This window comes from Clostridium sp. AF34-13 (genome assembly GCF_003477845.1).
In the GTDB taxonomy this organism is placed as follows: domain Bacteria; phylum Bacillota; class Clostridia; order Lachnospirales; family Lachnospiraceae; genus Butyribacter; species Butyribacter intestini.
This window is the reverse complement of sequence record NZ_QUEB01000004.1, coordinates 86,761-105,572: the sequence shown is the minus strand read 5'-3', so window position 1 is coordinate 105,572 and position 18,812 is coordinate 86,761. Positions and strand designations below refer to the sequence as shown.

The window sequence follows — 18,812 nt, the reverse complement described above, 5'->3', positions numbered from 1 at the left end:
TCATAAATCTTGATTAAATTGTGCAGATATAACAAATAGTGTTAGTCGGCATTTTTGTCGTCGTCAGCACTTTGTACTCTAAATGAATGCAATTTTCAAACTAAAAATAATGTATGCTTGCATACAATTATTTTTAATGAAAATTATATGAGTGAAACGAACAGCGAGAAAATTTTATTTTCGAGCTGTAGCATTCATTTATATGGCAGTGTTTTTTGCTGATTTATACGACAACATAGCGAAAGCGTGCCGACGATATTATTTGTTATAGCTGTGCAATTGACACAATATATATTTAGTTTCGCAATTACCTATAAAATGTACTTTAGGTATTTTTTTAATCCTCTTTTCATTTTTGTATTGCATATTGATTATACTTACCCTGCATCATCACTATCTGCCAAAATTTTTTTCATTACTTCTGTCATTTTTTCACCTACATCTCCATAAAATCCATCAGCGAAATCTGGTTGCTGTGTGGCAAATCACCCATAAGCCCTAAATCTGCCATTGTTTCCACAACTTTCTCGCTGACTTTACATCTGTTCTTAAAATCCTCCCTTGATAAAAACTTACCCTTGCTCGCTTCGTCCTCTATCATCTCGGCGGCTTTATCTCCAAGTCCGTCGATTGTTGAGAATGCCGGCATAAGTTTTCCGTCTACTATCTGAAATCTGTTTGCCTTTGCACGATATATATCAATCTTTACAAATTCAAAACCTCTGGCGTACATTTCCTGAACTATCTTCATATCCTCAAATGTATCTTTTTCTTTGTCCGACAGTTCATTTTTTCTCTTTTTATAATCGTCCATATAGTATCCGAGTCTTTCTTTTCCAAGACACATAAGCTCATAGTTAAATGAGGTAGCTCTTATGCTGAAAAATGCTGCATAATATGACAAAGGATAATGTACTTTAAAGTATGCTACTCTCAGTGCCATCATTACATATGCGGCTGCATGAGCCTTCGGGAACATATATTTTATCTTTTTACATGACTCTATATACCAGTCAGGGACATTGCATGCTCTCATATCTTCTTCCATATCAGGAGTCAGACCTTTTCCTTTTCTTACACTCTCCATTATCTTAAAAGAACGCTCATTCTCAACTCCCATATGAATAAGATATATCATTATATCGTCTCGTGTACATATGGCTGTTGAAAGTGTACAGTCACCTGTTGAAATATAGTATTGTGCGTTTCCAAGCCATACATCAGTACCATGAGAAAGTCCCGATATTCGCACAAGGTCTGAAAAGTTTTTAGGTTTTGCTTCTTTTAACATTCCATGTACAAACGGTGTTCCAAACTCAGGAAGACCAAGACAGCCAAATGGGCATCCGTCTATATCCTCAGGTTTTATTCCGAGTGCTTCGGTACTTTCAAACAGTGAAAGCACTTCTTTATCATCCATTCTTATCTGTGATGCATCAACTCCCGTAAGGTCTTCAAGCATTCTTATCATGGTAGGGTCCTGATGACCTAATATATCAAGTTTTAAGAGGTTTGCATCAATCTTATGATAATCGAAATGTGTTGTTATTATTTTAGAGGTCATATCGTTTGCCGGATGCTGTACTGGAGTAAATGTATAGATTTCTTCTCCCATCGGCAGAACTACAATTCCGCCGGGATGCTGTCCGGTGCTTCGTCTGACACCTACGCAGCCCTGCGATATTCGCTCTATCTCAGCACCTCGTTTTGACTGTTCCCTTTCCTCGTAATATTTTTTTACATATCCGTAAGCAGTTTTTTCTGCAAGCGTTCCTACTGTTCCTGCTCTGAAAGTATGTCCTGCACCAAAAATTACCTCTGTATAATCGTGTGCATTGCTCTGATATTCACTTGAGAAATTAAGGTCAATATCAGGCTCTTTGTCTCCCTTAAATCCGAGGAATGTCTCAAACGGAATGTCGTGTCCCTCTTTGCACAACATTTCACCGCATCTTGGACATTTCTTGTCCGGCATATCACAAGCCGAGCTGCCGACATATTTTTTTACATCCTCTGAATCAAAGTCATAATAGTGGCATTTTGGACAGTAATAATGTGCCGACAGCGGATTTACCTCTGTTATTCCCGCCATCGTCGCTACAAATGACGAACCTACCGAACCTCTTGAGCCTACAAGATAACCGTCCTCATTTGACTTCCACACAAGTTTCTGTGCGATGATATACATAACGGCATATCCGTTGCTTATAATAGAGTTTAACTCTCTCTCAAGTCGCTCTACTACGACCGGAGGCAGGTCAGGACCATATATTGAATGTGCTTTATTGTAGCATATATCTCTTAAATCCTGGTCTGAATTTTCAATCTGTGGCGGACATTTTCGCGGACTGCATGGTTTTATATTGTCTACCATGTCGGCTATGAGATTTGTATTTGTTATAACTATCTCCTCAGCCTTTTTTGCTCCGAGATACTGAAATTCAGAGAGCATCTCAGCAGTTGTCCTGTAATAAAGAGGTGCCTGAAAATCTGCATCTTTAAAGCCTTTTCCAGCCATTATTATGCGTCTGTAGACCTCGTCCTCCGGATTTAGAAAATGCACATCACAGGTGGCGACTACGAGTTTATTATATTCTTCACCGAGAGAAACAATCTTTCTGTTTATCTCCATAAGGTCATTTTCATCCTGTATCTGAGGATATTTGTCGCTATCCCTTACCATAAATGCATTGTTTCCAAGTGGCTGTATCTCAAGATAATCATAGAACTTGACAAGTCTGTCTATTTCTTCCTCAGGCTTTTCTTCAAGTATTGCACGATAAAGCTCGCCCGCTTCACAGGCTGAACCTATCATAAGTCCCTCACAGTATTCAAGATAAAGACTTTTTGGCAGTTTTGGTCTTCTGCTGAAATATTTTAAATGTGACTCAGAAATAAGCCTGTAAAGATTTACACGACCTGTCTCATTTTTGGCAAGTATGACCGCATGGTATGACGGCATTTTTCTTATTGCTTCCATAGACGGCTTACCTATCTCATTTAATTTTGCAAGAGTATCTATACCTTTTTCATCAAGTTTCTTTATAAGTTTTATAAATATCTCTGCCGTACAGCCTGCATCATCAACCGCCCTGTGATGATTTTCAAGTGATACTCCGAGTGCTTTTGCGACCGTGTCAAGTTTATATTTTGAGAGTTCAGGCAATAATGCTCTTGACATTGAAACAGTGTCGATAACCGTAAAATCAATGTCATAACCTCTCTCCCTTGCTTTCTGTGTTATAAATCCCATATCAAACGATGCATTATGTGCGACCATAACACTATCACCGCAAAATTCAAGAAATTTAGGCAGTATCACATCTATATTTGGCGAGCCTGCGACCATATTATCATCTATACTCGTCAATTTTGTTATATTAAACGGAATAGGTCTTTCAGGGTTTACAAATGTGCTGAAAGTATCGACTATCTGTCTGTTTTCTACTTTTACTGCACCGATTTCTATTATCTGGTTGCTCTTTGCACCAAATCCGGTTGTCTCAAGGTCAAAAACGACAAACGAGCCGTCAAAGTTCTGTCCCTTGTCATTTTTGACTGTTCCGATAAGGTCATCTACAAGGTATGCCTCAACTCCGTAAAGCATCTTTAAATTGTCATCCGGTTTTAAACAATGGTCGGCATCAGGGAATGCCTGAACCACACCGTGGTCTGTTATTGCCACTGCCGTATGTCCCCATCTCTTTGCAGTGTTCAGATAATCAGAGACAGACATAACAGAATCCATCTCGCTCATCTGTGTATGTGCATGAAGTTCAACTCTCTTCATTCCCTCGTAATTATCTTCTCGATATACACGGTTGTCCTTGCCCGGCTTTATGCCCTTTATTGAACTTATTCCCACTTCTCTTGAATATGTATCGTAAAGTGCGATACCTTTCATCTTTATGAATTTACCCTTTTTAATATTGTCTCTTATAGGGTCGGCTTCATCCTTTTTTATAAATATCTTTGCAGAAATAGTGTCCGTAAAATCAGTTACATTGAACATAAATATGATTTTTTCATTTCTTATCTCTCTCTCCTCAGTTGAGGAAACCATACCTTCTATTACAACTTCACCAATCTCATCCTGAATGTCAGCAATCTTTGTGATTTCTCCGTCACAATTTCTGCCATAGAAACATTCCTCATCAAATGGAATCTTGCTCTTTGTAAATTTACCTTTACCATATTTTCTGTCGTTTCCATATCTTGTTGAACCACCTGCGGCTGTCTTTTTTGATGAACCATTATCTGTTGATTTTTTAGCTGCTATATTATTCTGTGCATTGCTGTTTTTTGATGTGCCTGCAGAGCCGTTACCTGAAGCCTGTATGTCAAATCCCATCATGGCGGTATCAGATGCCACAGCTTTAGGCTGCATATTGTTTTCCGGTTCCATACCGGCAGCCGGCTCCACCGGAATATCAAAGCCCATATTCGTTGCAGCATATGCCATATCATCAACATAATAATCCGCCGCATCAAAAGGAATATCTGAACCCATTCCGTCTGTTCCGTTTTTTGACATTGACATACCATTTTGCAATTCGGCAGTGTTCTGTAAAGGGATATTGTCCTGTCTCTGCATTGTTTTTTGTTTTGACGGGAACTTAAATATTTCTGTTTTCTTTTCCTTTTCTTTTACAGGCTCGGTATATTCAACATCTACAGTTATATCAAATCCTGCTTTCTCATTAAATATCTTTACAAGACTGTCTTTTAAATTTTTTTCCCTGCCACGGTACATACTGTCATCTTCACATGAAATATAAATTTCTGACTCCTTCATCTCAAAATTTCCCTGATAGAGCATATCAAACTCTAATATATTTTCAGCTTTGAATATCTGAAGAAGGCTGTCTTTATACTCATCAAAAAATACCTTTGCATTGTATTGTTGTGAAAGTTCAAATCTGTCATGTACTTTTATGTCAATGTCAGCATTGCCGAAAAAAACACCTAATGCGTACTCTAAAAGACATATCTCCCTGTATGCTACAACATGGCTGCTTACAAGATATATTTCTATCAATTTATTTTCTTTTGAAACAACGACATTTTCAACATTTACATCATCAAATATCTTTCGCTGTCTATCTGTAAGATTAAGACCTTCAAAAGTTTCAAGTAACAATCTCTGCATATTTATTCGGCTCCATTTCTGCATCATTTTCGATATTTAACACATATAGCTGACATTCGCAATTCACTTTCGCTGCCTGCTCATGAACGCAGTTGTCTTATAACATAAGCATCCTACTGTGCTCTATACACGGGAAGTGTAAGAATATTTATAAGCGTTCAAGTTCCTCTTTTAACACGGCAAGTATCTCATTTTCAGGCACTTTTCTTATAATCTCACCTTTCTTTATAAGAAGTCCCTCACCATTTCCGCCTGCTATTCCTATATCAGCTTCTCTTGCTTCTCCCGGTCCGTTTACGGCACATCCCATAACGGCAACTTTTATATCCATATCCATATCTTTTACCATATCTTCAACCTTTGCCGCAAGGCTTATAAGGTCTATCTGCGTTCTGCCGCAGGTCGGACATGAGACAACAGTCACACCGCCTTTTCTAAGTCCCAGAGTTTTTAATATAAGTTTAGCTGAGCGTATCTCCTCGACAGGGTCACCGGTGAGTGAAACCCTTATCGTATCACCTATTCCCTGATAAAGTATATTTCCAAGTCCTATCGCTGATTTGATATTGCCTGACAATACCGTACCTGACTCCGTTATTCCAACATGAAGCGGATAAGGTGTCTTTCCTGCTATGAGTTCGTGAGCTTTTATGCACATCATAACATCTGACGATTTTATGCTTATAACAAGATTATCATAATCCATATCTTCAATTATCTTAACTTTATCAAGTGCACTCTCAACAATTCCCTCCGCTGTAACACCGCCATATTTTTCTATGAGATCTTTTTCAAGAGAACCGCTGTTTACACCGACTCTTATCGGAATGTTCCTCTCTTTTGCCACGTCGACCACTGCTTTTATTTTCTCAGCAGAACCGATATTTCCGGGATTTATCCTTATCTTGTCTGCCCCGTTCTCCATTGCCGCAATAGCAAGACGATAATCAAAATGAATATCGGCAACCAGCGGTATATGAATCTGTTTTTTAATCTCCGCAATCGCTTTTGCCGCTTCCATCGTCGGAACAGTGCTTCTGACTATGTCACAGCCTGCCTTTTCAAGTGCAAGTATCTGCTCTACCGTTGCTTTAACATCCTCTGTTTTTGTATTTGTCATAGACTGTATTGCAATCTTATTTCCTCCTCCGATAGCAACATTTCCTATTTTTACAACTTTCGTATTATCTCTATACATTTTTCTACCTCTTTTCAAAAAAAATCAACACTTTTATCTTTTTATGGCTGAACTGTTACCAATTATATATCACAAAAACCATGATGTCCTAAAGACACCATGGTTTAAAATACTCTACTGTCAACACTTGCAATACTGACAATAATGATTGCAACATCTAAGAAATATATCCCAATACACCGGGGCAAAATTCCAAAAAATTAATTCTTACCAGATAGCATTGACCGACGGCTTAATGATTATAAATCTATTGCCTAATGCAATATCTTTATTATATCATTATACATTACAAATACCATGAACAGCATCAGCACAACAAATCCTGCAAAATGTACGAAGCCTTCTTTTTCCTTATCTACAGGCTTTCCTCTTATGGCTTCTATCAGGATAAATACGATTCGCCCTCCGTCAAGTGCAGGGAGCGGCAAAAGGTTCATTACACCTAAGTTCGCACTAAGTAATACTGACATATAAAGTATCTGCAGCATAACGACTTTAAATCCGTAAGATTTACTCTGGTTTATCGCATCCCCTACCGTATCAACGATTCCGACCGGTCCTGATACATTTTTGATAGATACATTTCCCGTTATGAGTGCTCCAAGACTTCCAACTGTTGTCTCTATCCAGTATTTTACCTCAACAAAACTGTACTTGACAACATCAAATGTACTCTTGCTCTTTTCATCCATTGATGCTATAAATCCAAGTGTTTTTGTTGAATATGGTTCAGGCGTTACTTTGAATGTTTTTTCCTCACCTTTTCTGTCGACTAAAAATGTAACTTCTTTTCCGTCACTGTTTACCTCATTCATAGCCGTACTGAGTTCGCCTGCATTGACAATTTTTTTACCATTTACTTCTTTAATTATATCCCCAGCCTTAAAGCCTGCCTTTTCAAAAGGTTTACCCTCTGTGACAGAAGAAACCTCGGCTGCCGCTTTTTCATTTGTTCCATATGAAAATCCGAAAAGATATGTCTTATAATTAGGGTCTATCTTAAAAGATTTTTCTTTGCCGTTTCTTGTTACAACTATATCCACATCTTCTCCCGTAAGCGGATGAAGCATGGTATATGTGTCTATCTGACGGCCTATCGTTATCTTCTTACCATTTATGCTCTTTACGACATCCCCAACTTCAAGTCCTGAACTTGCTGCCGGCTGGTTGTCATATATATGTTCGATTATAGGATAATCAATTCCGGCATTTGCAAGTATTATCACCGAAAATACAAATGCAAGTATAAAGTTAAAGAACGGACCTGCAAACACTATTGAAAATCTTGCCCATTTGCCTTTCACATTGAAAGAATTTTCATCTTCGTTTATCTCGTCCTCTCCTACCATGGCACATGAGCCGCCAATAGGCAGAAGTTTCCATGAATACTTCGTACATTTCTGCCAGTCTTCATTATTCTCAAAATATTTCTGTGAACAGAACAATTTAAAAATAAATCCTTTTTTACCTTTTGCTACGGTAATAAGTCTTGGTCCCATTCCGACTGAAAATTCAGGAACACCGACACCGTTCTTCTTTGCGAGAAGAAAATGTCCCAGCTCATGTATTACGACTATGACCGTAAATATCAATAACGCCACCAATATATTCATATGATCCTCCATAAAATCTGTTTATTATCATTTATCATATTTACTCAATATATATGAATAAACTTTCTGTTCAATCTCAAGAATTTCTTCTAAAGACGGCTCTTTCACCGTTGTATGTTTAAGCATACATTCTTCAATTATATCTGCTATCTGCAGATATGCTATTTTTCTGTCAAGAAATAACGCAACAGCCTTTTCATTTGCTGCATTAAGGACAGTAGGCATACTGCCGCCCTCCCTGCAGGCATCATACGCAAGTCTTAACCCCTTAAATGTCTCCATGTCAGGTTTTTCAAAAGTTATCTCCGACATTTTCCAAAAATCGAGCCTCTCTCCGGGGAGGTATCTTCTTTCAGGGTATGTGAGTGCATACTGTATAGGCAGTTTCATATCCGGTGTTCCAAGCTGTGCTATAACTGCACCGTCCTTAAACTGTACCATTGAGTGAATAACACTCTTTGGCTGTACCACGACCCGAATATCATCGCAGGACACATCAAAAAGCCACTTTGCTTCAATCACCTCAAGACCTTTATTTACCATTGTCGAAGAGTCGATAGTTATCTTTCTGCCCATAGACCAGTTTGGATGTTTCAGTGCATCCTCAACCTGAATGTTTATAAGTTCTTCTCTTTTCTTTCCTCTGAAAGGACCACCTGATGCAGTAAGAAGAATTTTGTCAATATCCGAAGCATTTTCACCGTTAAGACTCTGGAATATTGCCGAATGTTCGCTGTCTACCGGAAGAAGTTTCACACCATATTTTTTTATCATTGGCATGATTATATGACCTGCCGTAACAAGTGTCTCTTTGTTTGCAAAGGCAATATCTTTTCCCGCTTTTACCGCCTCGATAACAGGTTTTATGCCTATCATTCCGACAACCGCCGCAACTGCTATGTCGGCTTCATCTATCGTGGCACAGGCTATAAGTCCGTCCATACCGGTTACTATTTCAGTCTCCGGGTTCTTTAGATTTTTTTGTAATTCTTCTGCTTTTTTCTTATCAAAGACACATACGAGTTTTGGCGAAAATTCCTCTATCTGTTTTTGCAATAAAGTTATATTACTGCCTGCGGCAAGAGATACAACCCTCATATCATCATTGTTTCTTATAACTTCAAGCGTCTGGGTTCCTATCGAACCCGTGGAACCAAGCACCGCTATATTTTTTGTTTTCATATCAATTCCCATTTCTGAGCAGTTTTTCTTTATTAAAAAGACATTTTAGATTAGCTCAAAATATCTCTTCCTGCTCTAAAACAAACATAAGTTTATTATAATTATAATAACATATACTTAACAAGGTAAAATACGATAGGTGCAGTAAATATAACACTGTCAAATCTGTCGAGTATTCCACCATGACCCGGAATAAGATTTCCATAGTCTTTTATATTGTGATTTCTCTTTATTGCCGATGCCGTAAGGTCACCTATCTGTGAGATAACTGCAGAGACAGCACCTATTATCGGCAACTGCCAAAGCATCTGCCCTTTGCCCCAGAATACCATTGCAAAGATAAATCCTATAAGTGCCGCACCAGCTATCCCACCGACACAACCTTCTATGGTTTTATTTGGGCTGAGTTTTGACGGCATCTTATGTTTTCCGATAAGTTTGCCAACACAATAAGCACAGGTATCTGACCCCCATGAACCTATATATATAAACCAGACGAGAAGTATTCCGTTAGATACATATCTTACCTTGAATACAAATGACAGCATAACCGTCACATATATAAGACCAAACATAAGCATTGTCATCTGTTCTGAATTATATTTAGGATAGGCAATGACATAACACGCCATGAGAACCATAAGTGTGAGGATAAGCCACATGACAAGTTCCTCAAAGCCGTTGTTAAGTATCAATACATCAGTCACTATGCTTGATATATATCCGATAAGTGCAGGCATTGTTTTTTCCATGCCCACGGCTCTGTAAAGTTCATAAAGTCCTATCACTGAGATAAGCGTTATAACAAAGAATAAAGGATACCCTCCGTAAACCATAAGTGCTATCGTTATCGCCATAAGAACGATTCCGCTTAATAATCTTGTTTTAAACATAAATAAACCTCTCTTATTTTACACCGCCAAATCTCCTGTCCCTTGACTGATAAAATTCAACAGCTTTCTGTAAATCTTTTTTTGAAAAATCAGGCCACAATACATCCGTAAAATAAAATTCTGCGTATGCAAGCTGCCATAAAAGATAATTTGAAAGCCTTTGCTCTCCACTTGTTCTTATCATAAGGTCAGGATCAGGGATTCCGCTTGTGTCAAGATGCGAGGATATTATATCCTCCGTTATATCTTCTGGCAAAAGACTTCCATCTTTAACTTCATTAGCAATGGAAATGATACTTCTTTTTATCTCATCTCTGCTTCCATAATTTAATGCAACCTGAAAATGAAGTCCCGTGTTTTCGGCTGAAACTCTTTCAAGTTCGATTATGCGCTCCTGGAGGTCTTTATCAAGTTTTGAAATATCACCTATAACTCTTACCTGCATATTGTTCTTTTTGCTTGTTTTCAGGCAATCCTTAAGATATGAATGTAAAAGCTTCATAAGTGCATCCACTTCTTCTTTTGGTCTTGACCAGTTTTCAGTTGAGAATGCATACATCGTCACATATTCGATTCCCATATCCCATGCAGCGGCACATATTTTTTCGACATTTTTACTGCCCGCGGCATGGCCTGCATTTCTCGGAAGCATACGCTTTTTTGCCCATCTTCCATTGCCATCGAGAATTATTGCAACATGCCTTGGAACTTTTCTTTCTTCCATCTTTATTCTCCATTTCCTGCGAAATTATAGGGACAGACATAATCTGCCTATCCCTTTTATTTACATATAAGCAAAAATATTATACAGTCATAATCTCTTTTGACTTTTCATCGACCATATTGTCAACTTTTGCTATAAATTCGTCAGTGAGTTTCTGAATATCGTCCTCTGCACCTTTTTGCTCATCCTCTGATATTTCACTTGCTTTAAGCTGTTTCTTAATCATATCGTTTGCATCTCTGCGGATGTTTCTGATTGCAACTTTAGCACCTTCACCTTTTTTCTTAACATCTTTTACAAGCTCTTTACGACGGTCTTCCGTAAGTTCAGGGAAAGTGAGTCGGATAACTTTTCCGTCATTGTTTGGTGTAAGACCGAGATCAGATGTAAGGATAGCTTTTTCTATCTCCTTGATAAGACTTGCTTCCCATGGCTGGATAACTATAGTTCTTGCTTCTGATACGGATATGTTTGCAACCTGCTGAAGATTTGTAGGTGTTCCGTAATATTCAACCATTATCTTGTCAAGTACATGAGGGTTTGCACGACCTGCTCTGATAGTAGTATATTCACTTGCAAGACTGTCTAATGACTTGCCCATTTTATCTTTAAATTCTTTTAATTCAATACTCATAATAGTCCTCATTTCTGCACACATTTTCATATATTTAAATCTGTATCAGGTGTGCACTGACACCGTTCATTTGCACTATACTATAAATTAAGCAGTTACAAGTGTACCTTTTGTCACACCGTTTACCGTGTTTACAATACTGTTTTCTTCATTTAAACCGAATATCATCATAGGCATATGGTTTTCCATACATAATACGGCTGCTGCAAGGTCAATTACACCAAGTCTGTTGTTTACGACATCCTCAATGCTTATCTCATCAAATTTCTTTGCATCAGGATTTACGGCAGGATCAGAGTCATACACACCATCTATTGATTTTGCAGAGAGAATAACGTCCGCTTCAATCTCGATGGCACGAAGAACAGTAGCCGTATCTGTTGAGAAGTACGGATGACCTGTTCCTCCGGCAAAGAATACTACCATACCCTTTTCAAAATATTTGTTTGCCCTGTCTTTAGAGAAAAGTTTAGTAAATGAACCACACTCAAACGGTGTCAGAACATTTGTTTTTATTCCTACAGATCTGAATATCTCAGATACATATATACAGTTCATGACTGTTGCTAACATACCTATCTGGTCTGCTTTCGTCCTGTCAATATTTTCACTTGTGCGTCCTCTCCAGAAGTTTCCTCCGCCTGTGACGATACCAACCTCAATACCTGCATCAACAAGCTGTTTAACCTGCTTTGCAACTCCTATACAGGTAGCTTCGTCAAAGCCTGTTTTATTTGGTCCGGCTAAAGCTTCACCGCTGAGTTTTAATAAAATTCTCTTATATTTTGCCATAATGCACCTCTTATTTTTATGTATTTTTACATTCTTAATTTAGAATTATATCACGATTTGTCTTTCATGTCAAAATCAATGTCTTTTGATGGTCTCCTTTGTCGAGCATATCTTGTCGGCAATGCACACCACCCATCCCTCTAAGCATACGGGCGGTATAGGTGTAAGCGGAAACATATGCCTCTTGATTATGTTTTTTGTACGGCTGTTTATTTCAAAGTCCCTTTCGGCATTTGCAAGTGCCGCCGACGGATGATAAAAGCCGTGAGGTCTTTTGTGCCCATCCTCCTTATCATGCCAGTCATAGAGAAAATAATCATGTAAAAGAGCACCTGTTATAAGTGAATAGTAATCGACACTTAAATTATACTTTTCCGCAATATAACAGCTCATATATGCCACACTAACACTGTGCATATATACGCTTGTCTTTCCATGCTGTATAAACTGTTTGCTGTTTTTAAATCTCGATGACTCTCTTATCTCATTTAATATCTTCCATATAAGCGGTTCATGTTCAATACCTTTTTTCAATCTTCCCTCCCACAGACAATAAGTCCGTATCTGTCCTGAAAAAATATATAGGCTCTGTCAAATACAAACCACAAAAGCTCGGCACAAAGCACACCCAAAATAATAATTATAAATACCGGCATATCTTTTGCTTTTTCTATCATATTTTTTGAGAATATCACGTCAAGACCAGTCACGGTGAAAGATATAACTAATGCTGCTATAAGCATGATATGGTACAATATCCCTTTTATTATATATTCCGTGCTTTTCCTAAATGTTTTTCCGGCATTTGCCGCCTGCCTGTCTTTTTGCCTGAAATACTCTGCGACAAGAACATAAACACAAAAGCCTGCAAATGTAAAACAGTAAAGCTTTTGTGGTGCAAGTATAATTCCTAGAATAAATGCTCCGATTGAAAATCCTAAAGCCGTCACAGTTCCAAATTTTCTCTCAACGCATCCGGCTAAAAATGAAGCCGCCGCAAGAAGAAAAAGTGAGCTTGTCTCTATAATGCCGGATGCTATCTGTAATATCACCGTAAATGCCATAATGATACCGCACCATGCCACCTGTTTTGATTTTAAATGCAACTGCAAAGATCTCCTCCCATACATTCACAAAGCGAATCAGCACACCAAAGGTCACAACAGATATTTCCTGTAGAACAGTTGTCAAGGTTGTTTCCATAAGGACCTCTGCCATAACCCGAACCATATTGCTGATATCTCTGCCTGTTGTTATTCTGATTATAGCCATACCCTTGTGCACCCTGACTGTAACCCTGAGTTCCCTGACTGTAGCCTTGCGTACCCTGATTATAACCATTGTAGCTTGTCTTGCCATTTCGCATATCCATTATCTGACTGTATGCTTCCTGAACCTGTTTAAATTTTTCTTCGGCAAGGTCTGACAGTGGATTTCCGGCATTTGCATCAGGATGGTATTTGCGGCTAAGCTCTCTGTATGCTTTTTTTACCTCATCATCAGTTGCATTTGGTGAAACACCAAGTATCTGATAGGGATCTGTAATGTTGCTCATATTTATTTTACCTCATTTCCATTTACTATTTTATCAAATTTATTCCAAACTCCTGCATAGAGTATATTTCTTAATATATCAATATACTGAACGCACGGAAGTTTTTCAAACTCTGCACACGCTTCCGAAATCTCATCGAGAAGCATATCATATACCCTTCTGTTAAAACAGTCCTTGTCATCAGTTGCAAGATATTCTTTTTTAAGAGGATTAAATCTTTCTTTTTCTATATCCTCTCTTATATCGTCAAATGCGTCCATAATATATACAAATCTGCCAAGATGATACCCAAACTTTCTTATCTGTTTTTCAAAATAATCTTTCTTATAGCAAAAAAGCTCTGCAAGGAGCTTTCCAAAACAATCAGCAGCTTCAAGTATGTCAGAATTGTCGTTTTTTTCAACGAGTGTAAGTTTTTTAAGACTCTTTTTAATACACGCTGCCTGCCGTCTGTAGACTCTTGCAACCTGTCTGTGAGCTTTGTCATATATTGCGGCACCCACATAACCTTTTACAGAGCCATCATCATTTTTATCATCAAGACAATGATAATAGCTTAAAAGCATATTCATATCAGCACAGTAATCCGTATATTTGTTGTATATGACAGTCTGCTTTTTTGCAGGATGCACAACACACCTCTTTTTTTCAGATATATTGTCAGAATCATATAGTGATGTAAGAAATATAGTCATAAAAGTCATGTCATATGTGAGAGTAAGTCTCCCAATAAAACCATACCTGTTTCTTAGTCTTTCACACAGACCACAATAAAATCCGTGATATACAGTATAATCTTTTATTTTAAGTTCCGGTTTTCTTATCTGAACATATCCAAACAAATCTGTACCTCCCGACAAAATCTTGTAGCACAAAGTGCGGCAGATGCAACGCATCTGGATTTTGGAGTTATTATATCATAAATTCGCAAGATAAGAGAGTTTACTCTCTTGTACCGAATTTATGAACGACAAAATCTTGTAGCACAAAGTGCGGCAGATGCAATGCATCTGGATTTTGGAGTTATTATATCACACTCTTTATGTCTTTATCATTTACAAACAATAAATTATTTATAAAAAATTTATTGTCTGAAATGATTAACATGAATTAGCTGCCTATAAATGCCGCATGAAGATATTTATTTGCATTTGAGATATTTATAATGTTTTCTATACGCTTTTTTAATAAAGTTACATTTACAGGCAGATTTACAACTTCACTGGCACCAAGCTCTATCGCTTTTGTCTCATTATCAAAATCACCATATGCAGTCATCATGACAACAGGCATTTTTTTGAGAAAAGATGTTTCTTTTATCTGATCAAGTATTTCAATCCCTGACATCTGTGACATATCTGTACTACATATAACAAGACTAACCTCCGAAAAGTTTTTCTTTAATATATGCAAACCATCTTCGCCCTCATCTGCTTCAATGACATTGTATTTGTCACTGAGTACTCCGGTGAGTAAGGATCTGTTTTTTTCAGAATCATCAATTATAAGGATTGTATCTTTGTCCTCATAATAATCATCGTCAAAATCCATCTCGGATTCTTTCTCAAGTCTTCTCACAAATGACTCTTCAGGAATCGGCTTTGAAAAATAATAACCCTGTATATTGTCACAACCCATACTTTTTAGCATTTCGTATTGTTTTTCGTTCTCGACACCTTCAACTACCGTCTCTATCTCAAGATTTTTAGCCATCTGAATGATAGTATATATAATATTGCTTGCTCTCTCTGACTGTTCAAGATCATCCATAAATTTCATATCTATTTTTAATATATCAAAGCAGCAGTCTTTTAACATATTTAATGACGAATATCCGCTTCCAAAATCATCCATAAGCACTTTGAATCCATACTTCTGTAATGTATGTATCGCCATAATGAGATCCTGAGGATTGTCCTCGTAAGCACTCTCTGTAATCTCAAGCTTTATATCGTCTGAGGTAAGTTCATACTTTGCAAGCAGACCTAAAACCTCTTTATAAAGATTTTCATTGTAGAAATTTATTCTTGACAGATTTACTGAAACCGGCACAACATGATTATTGTTGTCTTTTTCTTTTCTTTGATGTCTGCACACTTCTTCACAAACATACATATCAAGTTTTGTTATAAATCCGTTTTTTTCAAATGCAGGTATAAAGATACCTGGTGAAATCATTCCCTTTTTAGGGTGCTGCCACCTCACAAGTGCCTCTGCACTTATCGTTTTCTTTGTCTTTACATCAACTATAGGCTGATAATAAACGACAAACTCTTTATTTTCAAGAGCTGAATCCATCTCATTTATAAGTTCCTGCTCTACAAGCATTGATTTTTTAAGGCTGTCATTGTAATAATTCCAGCGAGTTATGTAATTCCCCTTAACTTCCTGCATCGCCATTGATGCCCTGTCGCATAGAAGTTCAACCGGTGTATCCATGTCATCGGCAATACAAAATCCGGCATGAAGAAATATAGGATAATTAAGGCTGTTCCATGAAGCTTTTCCAAGCAGAAACCGTTCAAAATCATTTATATTTTCATCTAAGTATTCTTTTGTAGTACATATTGCAAAATGATCTGCCTCAAGTCTCGCACAGGTACCATGTTTCTTTGTTATCTTTTTTAATGTGGAAGCAATGTTTTTAAGTATCATGTCGCCATTTTTCCCACCAAACAGTTCATTCACGATCTTAAATCTGTCGATATTTATCATGCCGATAACATATGTATTCTCTTTGTCGTTTTGCAAAATTTTTTCAACAGATGTGCAAAAACTGTCACGGTTGTTTAATCCCGTAAGTGTATCTCTTTCTACTCTGTATTTTAATTCCATCATGGTATTTTTCATTTTTGTCTCTGCTTTCATCTCTTCGGTCAGATCCATAAATACAACATGGAATGTTTTACAATCCTCATGTTTTGCAAGCATCTTAGCTGATACGCCTGTCCACAATATGTTTTTGTTTTTGTTTATAAGACGCATCTTGCAATGTATTATCTCATCCTCATCCTTGCACATGATTTCTCTTAAAACTTCTTCATCCTTAGCATAAATAACATCATTTATATCATGATTTATAAGAGTTTGAAGTTCACTCTTCATATATCCGAGCATACTTGAAAGTCCATCATTAAAATAAGACATTTTCAGCCTAACGCTTTGTGGTGAAACTTCGATTATACCTATACCACCCGGCACTGTATCTATAAGGTTCGACATCTGATGTTTTGTATCTTCAAGAACCTCTTTCATATTTTTCTTTTGATATATATTTTTCTCTATTATGTTTGTAATTCTTCTTTTGACGATTTTAGGCTCATAAGGTTTTGCTATAAAGTCATCTGCACCTAATACAAGTGCTTTATATTCATTTTCCTGTTCACCCGCCTGTGTATTTACAACAATCGGAATATCACAATATCTCTTATCAGATTTTATGTTTTTCAAAAAATCTATACCATCCATAACCGGCATTATTATATCTAAAAGGATGACATCCACCTTAATGCCATTATCCAGTATCTCTAATGCCTGGGCACCATTTTCAGCCTCTATAACATCATAATCATTTTCAAATATTCCTTTTAATATTACTCTGTTTACCTCTATATCATCTATTATCAGAATAACTATCCTATCATTCATATTTCATCCTACCTCACAATTACATTAGCGTACATAAACCTGCTTAATTTATATTATACTTTGATTTTAACACACTTACAATATTTATTTTCACCCTTTAGAAATCTGTATATGCAAGATAAGCAGACCATCTTTAAATGATCTGCTTATTATCTTTATTATTTAAAATCTTTAAGAAGTTTTGGAAATATCTCAAGACTCCTTTTTAATATGCCCTGCATATAAGCTATAGTGATGCCGTAATTTGTAAAAGGCACTTTACTGTCTACGGCACATTTCATTCGGTATCTTACTTCTCTTTCATTTAACATACATCCGCCACAATGTATTATCAGAGCATAATCTTTAAGATTTTCAGGAAAATCCCTACCCGAAGAAGTTTCGATAATCAATTCCTTTCCTGTATATTTTTTCAGCCAGCGTGGTATCTTTACCGTGCCTATATCGTCACATTGTCTGTGATGGGTACAACCCTCAGATATAAGTATTTTGTCACCATCTTTAAGTTTATCAATGGCATGAACCCCCTCTACGGCTGTTTCTAAGAAACCCTTATATCTTGCCATAAGAATAGAAAATGATGTCAGCTTTATATCCTCAGGGGTATCAGCCGATACTTTTTCAAAAGCCTGACTGTCTGTTATCACAAGCGATGGCTTTTTTGAAATCCCTGCAAGTGTTTCACTAAGTTCGCTTTCCCTACAGACTATTGATGTTGCCCCGGCTTCAAGTATATCTCTGATAGTCTGCTGCTGCGGCAGTATAAGTCTGCCCTTTGGAGCAGCAGAGTCGATAGGCACTACCAGAACCACAAAGTCTGACGGTTCGATAATGTCACCAACTATTTTCAGTTTGGTATCTTCGGTCTTAAGCATAGTTGAAACACGCTCTTTAAGTTCTCTCATGCCGATACCTTTTAGTGCACTTACACTTACTGTATTGTCATTTGTTGGAATATCCTGAACAATATCCGATTTATTATATACTATAAGATACGGAACTTCTTTTTTTAAAAACATTTCCACAAGCTGTCTGTCACAGTCCGATAATCCTTTTGCTGCATCAACCACAAGTATTGCAACATCGACCTTATTTAAAACCTGCTTTGTCTTTTTTACTCTTAGTTCGCCAAGTTCGCCCTCATCATCAAATCCGGGTGTATCAACGATCATAACCGGTCCCATCGGTAAAAGTTCCATAGCTTTATAAACCGGATCGGTTGTTGTGCCTTTCTTGTCTGAAACTATCGCAAGCTGCTGACCGGTAAATGCATTAACAAGACTTGATTTACCCGCATTTCTCATACCAAAAAAACCTATATGTACTCTCTCTCCTGACGGAACGGCGTTTAACCCTGCTGTCTGACTCATCTCGATGCCCTCCTTGATATAAATAAATACATAGATTATATTGTGTTTACATTT

General features: G+C 37.3%; 14 protein-coding genes. All 14 read right to left on the bottom strand.

Going from position 1 to position 18,812, the window contains the following annotated elements:
- Positions 1 to 436 precede the first annotated feature (436 nt).
- The 14 genes from DWZ63_RS04880 to hydF all read right to left on the bottom strand — a co-directional run bounded on the left by DWZ63_RS04880 (position 437) and on the right by hydF (position 18,758).
- Positions 437 to 5,149, bottom strand: coding sequence for a PolC-type DNA polymerase III (locus DWZ63_RS04880; RefSeq protein WP_118498932.1), 4,713 nt, complete (start codon positions 5,147 to 5,149; stop codon positions 437 to 439).
- A gap of 148 nt (positions 5,150 to 5,297) precedes the next feature.
- Positions 5,298 to 6,347, bottom strand: a complete 1,050-nt coding sequence (gene ispG / locus DWZ63_RS04875; protein WP_055941874.1) for a flavodoxin-dependent (E)-4-hydroxy-3-methylbut-2-enyl-diphosphate synthase — start codon at positions 6,345 to 6,347, stop codon at positions 5,298 to 5,300.
- A 254-nt stretch (positions 6,348 to 6,601) separates the two neighbouring features.
- Complete coding sequence (gene rseP, locus DWZ63_RS04870) at positions 6,602 to 7,960, bottom strand: RIP metalloprotease RseP (RefSeq protein WP_055941872.1); 1,359 nt, start codon at positions 7,958 to 7,960, stop codon at positions 6,602 to 6,604.
- A gap of 27 nt (positions 7,961 to 7,987) precedes the next feature.
- Positions 7,988 to 9,142, bottom strand: a complete 1,155-nt coding sequence (gene dxr / locus DWZ63_RS04865) for a 1-deoxy-D-xylulose-5-phosphate reductoisomerase (protein WP_055941869.1) — start codon at positions 9,140 to 9,142, stop codon at positions 7,988 to 7,990.
- A gap of 101 nt (positions 9,143 to 9,243) precedes the next feature.
- Entirely contained in the window at positions 9,244 to 10,035 is a 792-nt protein-coding gene (locus tag DWZ63_RS04860; RefSeq protein WP_022013435.1) for a phosphatidate cytidylyltransferase, read from the bottom strand.
- Positions 10,036 to 10,048: 13 nt separating this feature from the next.
- Entirely contained in the window at positions 10,049 to 10,759 is a 711-nt protein-coding gene (locus tag DWZ63_RS04855; protein WP_118498930.1) for an isoprenyl transferase, read from the bottom strand.
- A 79-nt stretch (positions 10,760 to 10,838) separates the two neighbouring features.
- Positions 10,839 to 11,393, bottom strand: coding sequence for a ribosome recycling factor (gene frr, locus DWZ63_RS04850; RefSeq protein WP_022013437.1), 555 nt, complete (start codon positions 11,391 to 11,393; stop codon positions 10,839 to 10,841).
- 87 nt (positions 11,394 to 11,480) lie between these two features.
- Positions 11,481 to 12,185, bottom strand: coding sequence for a UMP kinase (gene pyrH, locus DWZ63_RS04845; protein ID WP_022013438.1), 705 nt, complete (start codon positions 12,183 to 12,185; stop codon positions 11,481 to 11,483).
- Between the two features lie 75 nt (positions 12,186 to 12,260).
- Positions 12,261 to 12,719: an HD domain-containing protein gene (locus DWZ63_RS04840; protein WP_022013439.1), complete on the bottom strand. Its 459-nt coding sequence runs from the start codon at positions 12,717 to 12,719 to the stop codon at positions 12,261 to 12,263.
- On the bottom strand, positions 12,716 to 13,297 hold the full coding sequence (locus tag DWZ63_RS04835) for a hypothetical protein (protein WP_118498928.1): 582 nt from the start codon (positions 13,295 to 13,297) through the stop codon (positions 12,716 to 12,718). Before DWZ63_RS04835 ends, DWZ63_RS04840 begins: the two co-directional genes overlap by 4 nt.
- Entirely contained in the window at positions 13,282 to 13,740 is a 459-nt protein-coding gene (locus tag DWZ63_RS04830; RefSeq protein WP_022013441.1) for a DnaJ domain-containing protein, read from the bottom strand. The genes DWZ63_RS04835 and DWZ63_RS04830 overlap by 16 nt, the downstream gene beginning before the upstream one ends.
- Before the next feature lie 2 nt (positions 13,741 to 13,742).
- On the bottom strand, positions 13,743 to 14,582 hold the full coding sequence (locus DWZ63_RS04825) for a DUF5685 family protein (RefSeq protein ID WP_055941858.1): 840 nt from the start codon (positions 14,580 to 14,582) through the stop codon (positions 13,743 to 13,745).
- A gap of 268 nt (positions 14,583 to 14,850) precedes the next feature.
- Positions 14,851 to 17,388 carry an EAL domain-containing protein gene (locus DWZ63_RS04820; protein ID WP_118498926.1) on the bottom strand — a complete coding sequence of 846 codons (2,538 nt, stop codon included), beginning with the start codon at positions 17,386 to 17,388 and terminating at the stop codon, positions 14,851 to 14,853.
- 158 nt (positions 17,389 to 17,546) lie between these two features.
- Entirely contained in the window at positions 17,547 to 18,758 is a 1,212-nt protein-coding gene (gene hydF / locus DWZ63_RS04815) for a [FeFe] hydrogenase H-cluster maturation GTPase HydF (protein WP_055941852.1), read from the bottom strand.
- Between the last annotated feature and the right edge of the window lie 54 nt (positions 18,759 to 18,812).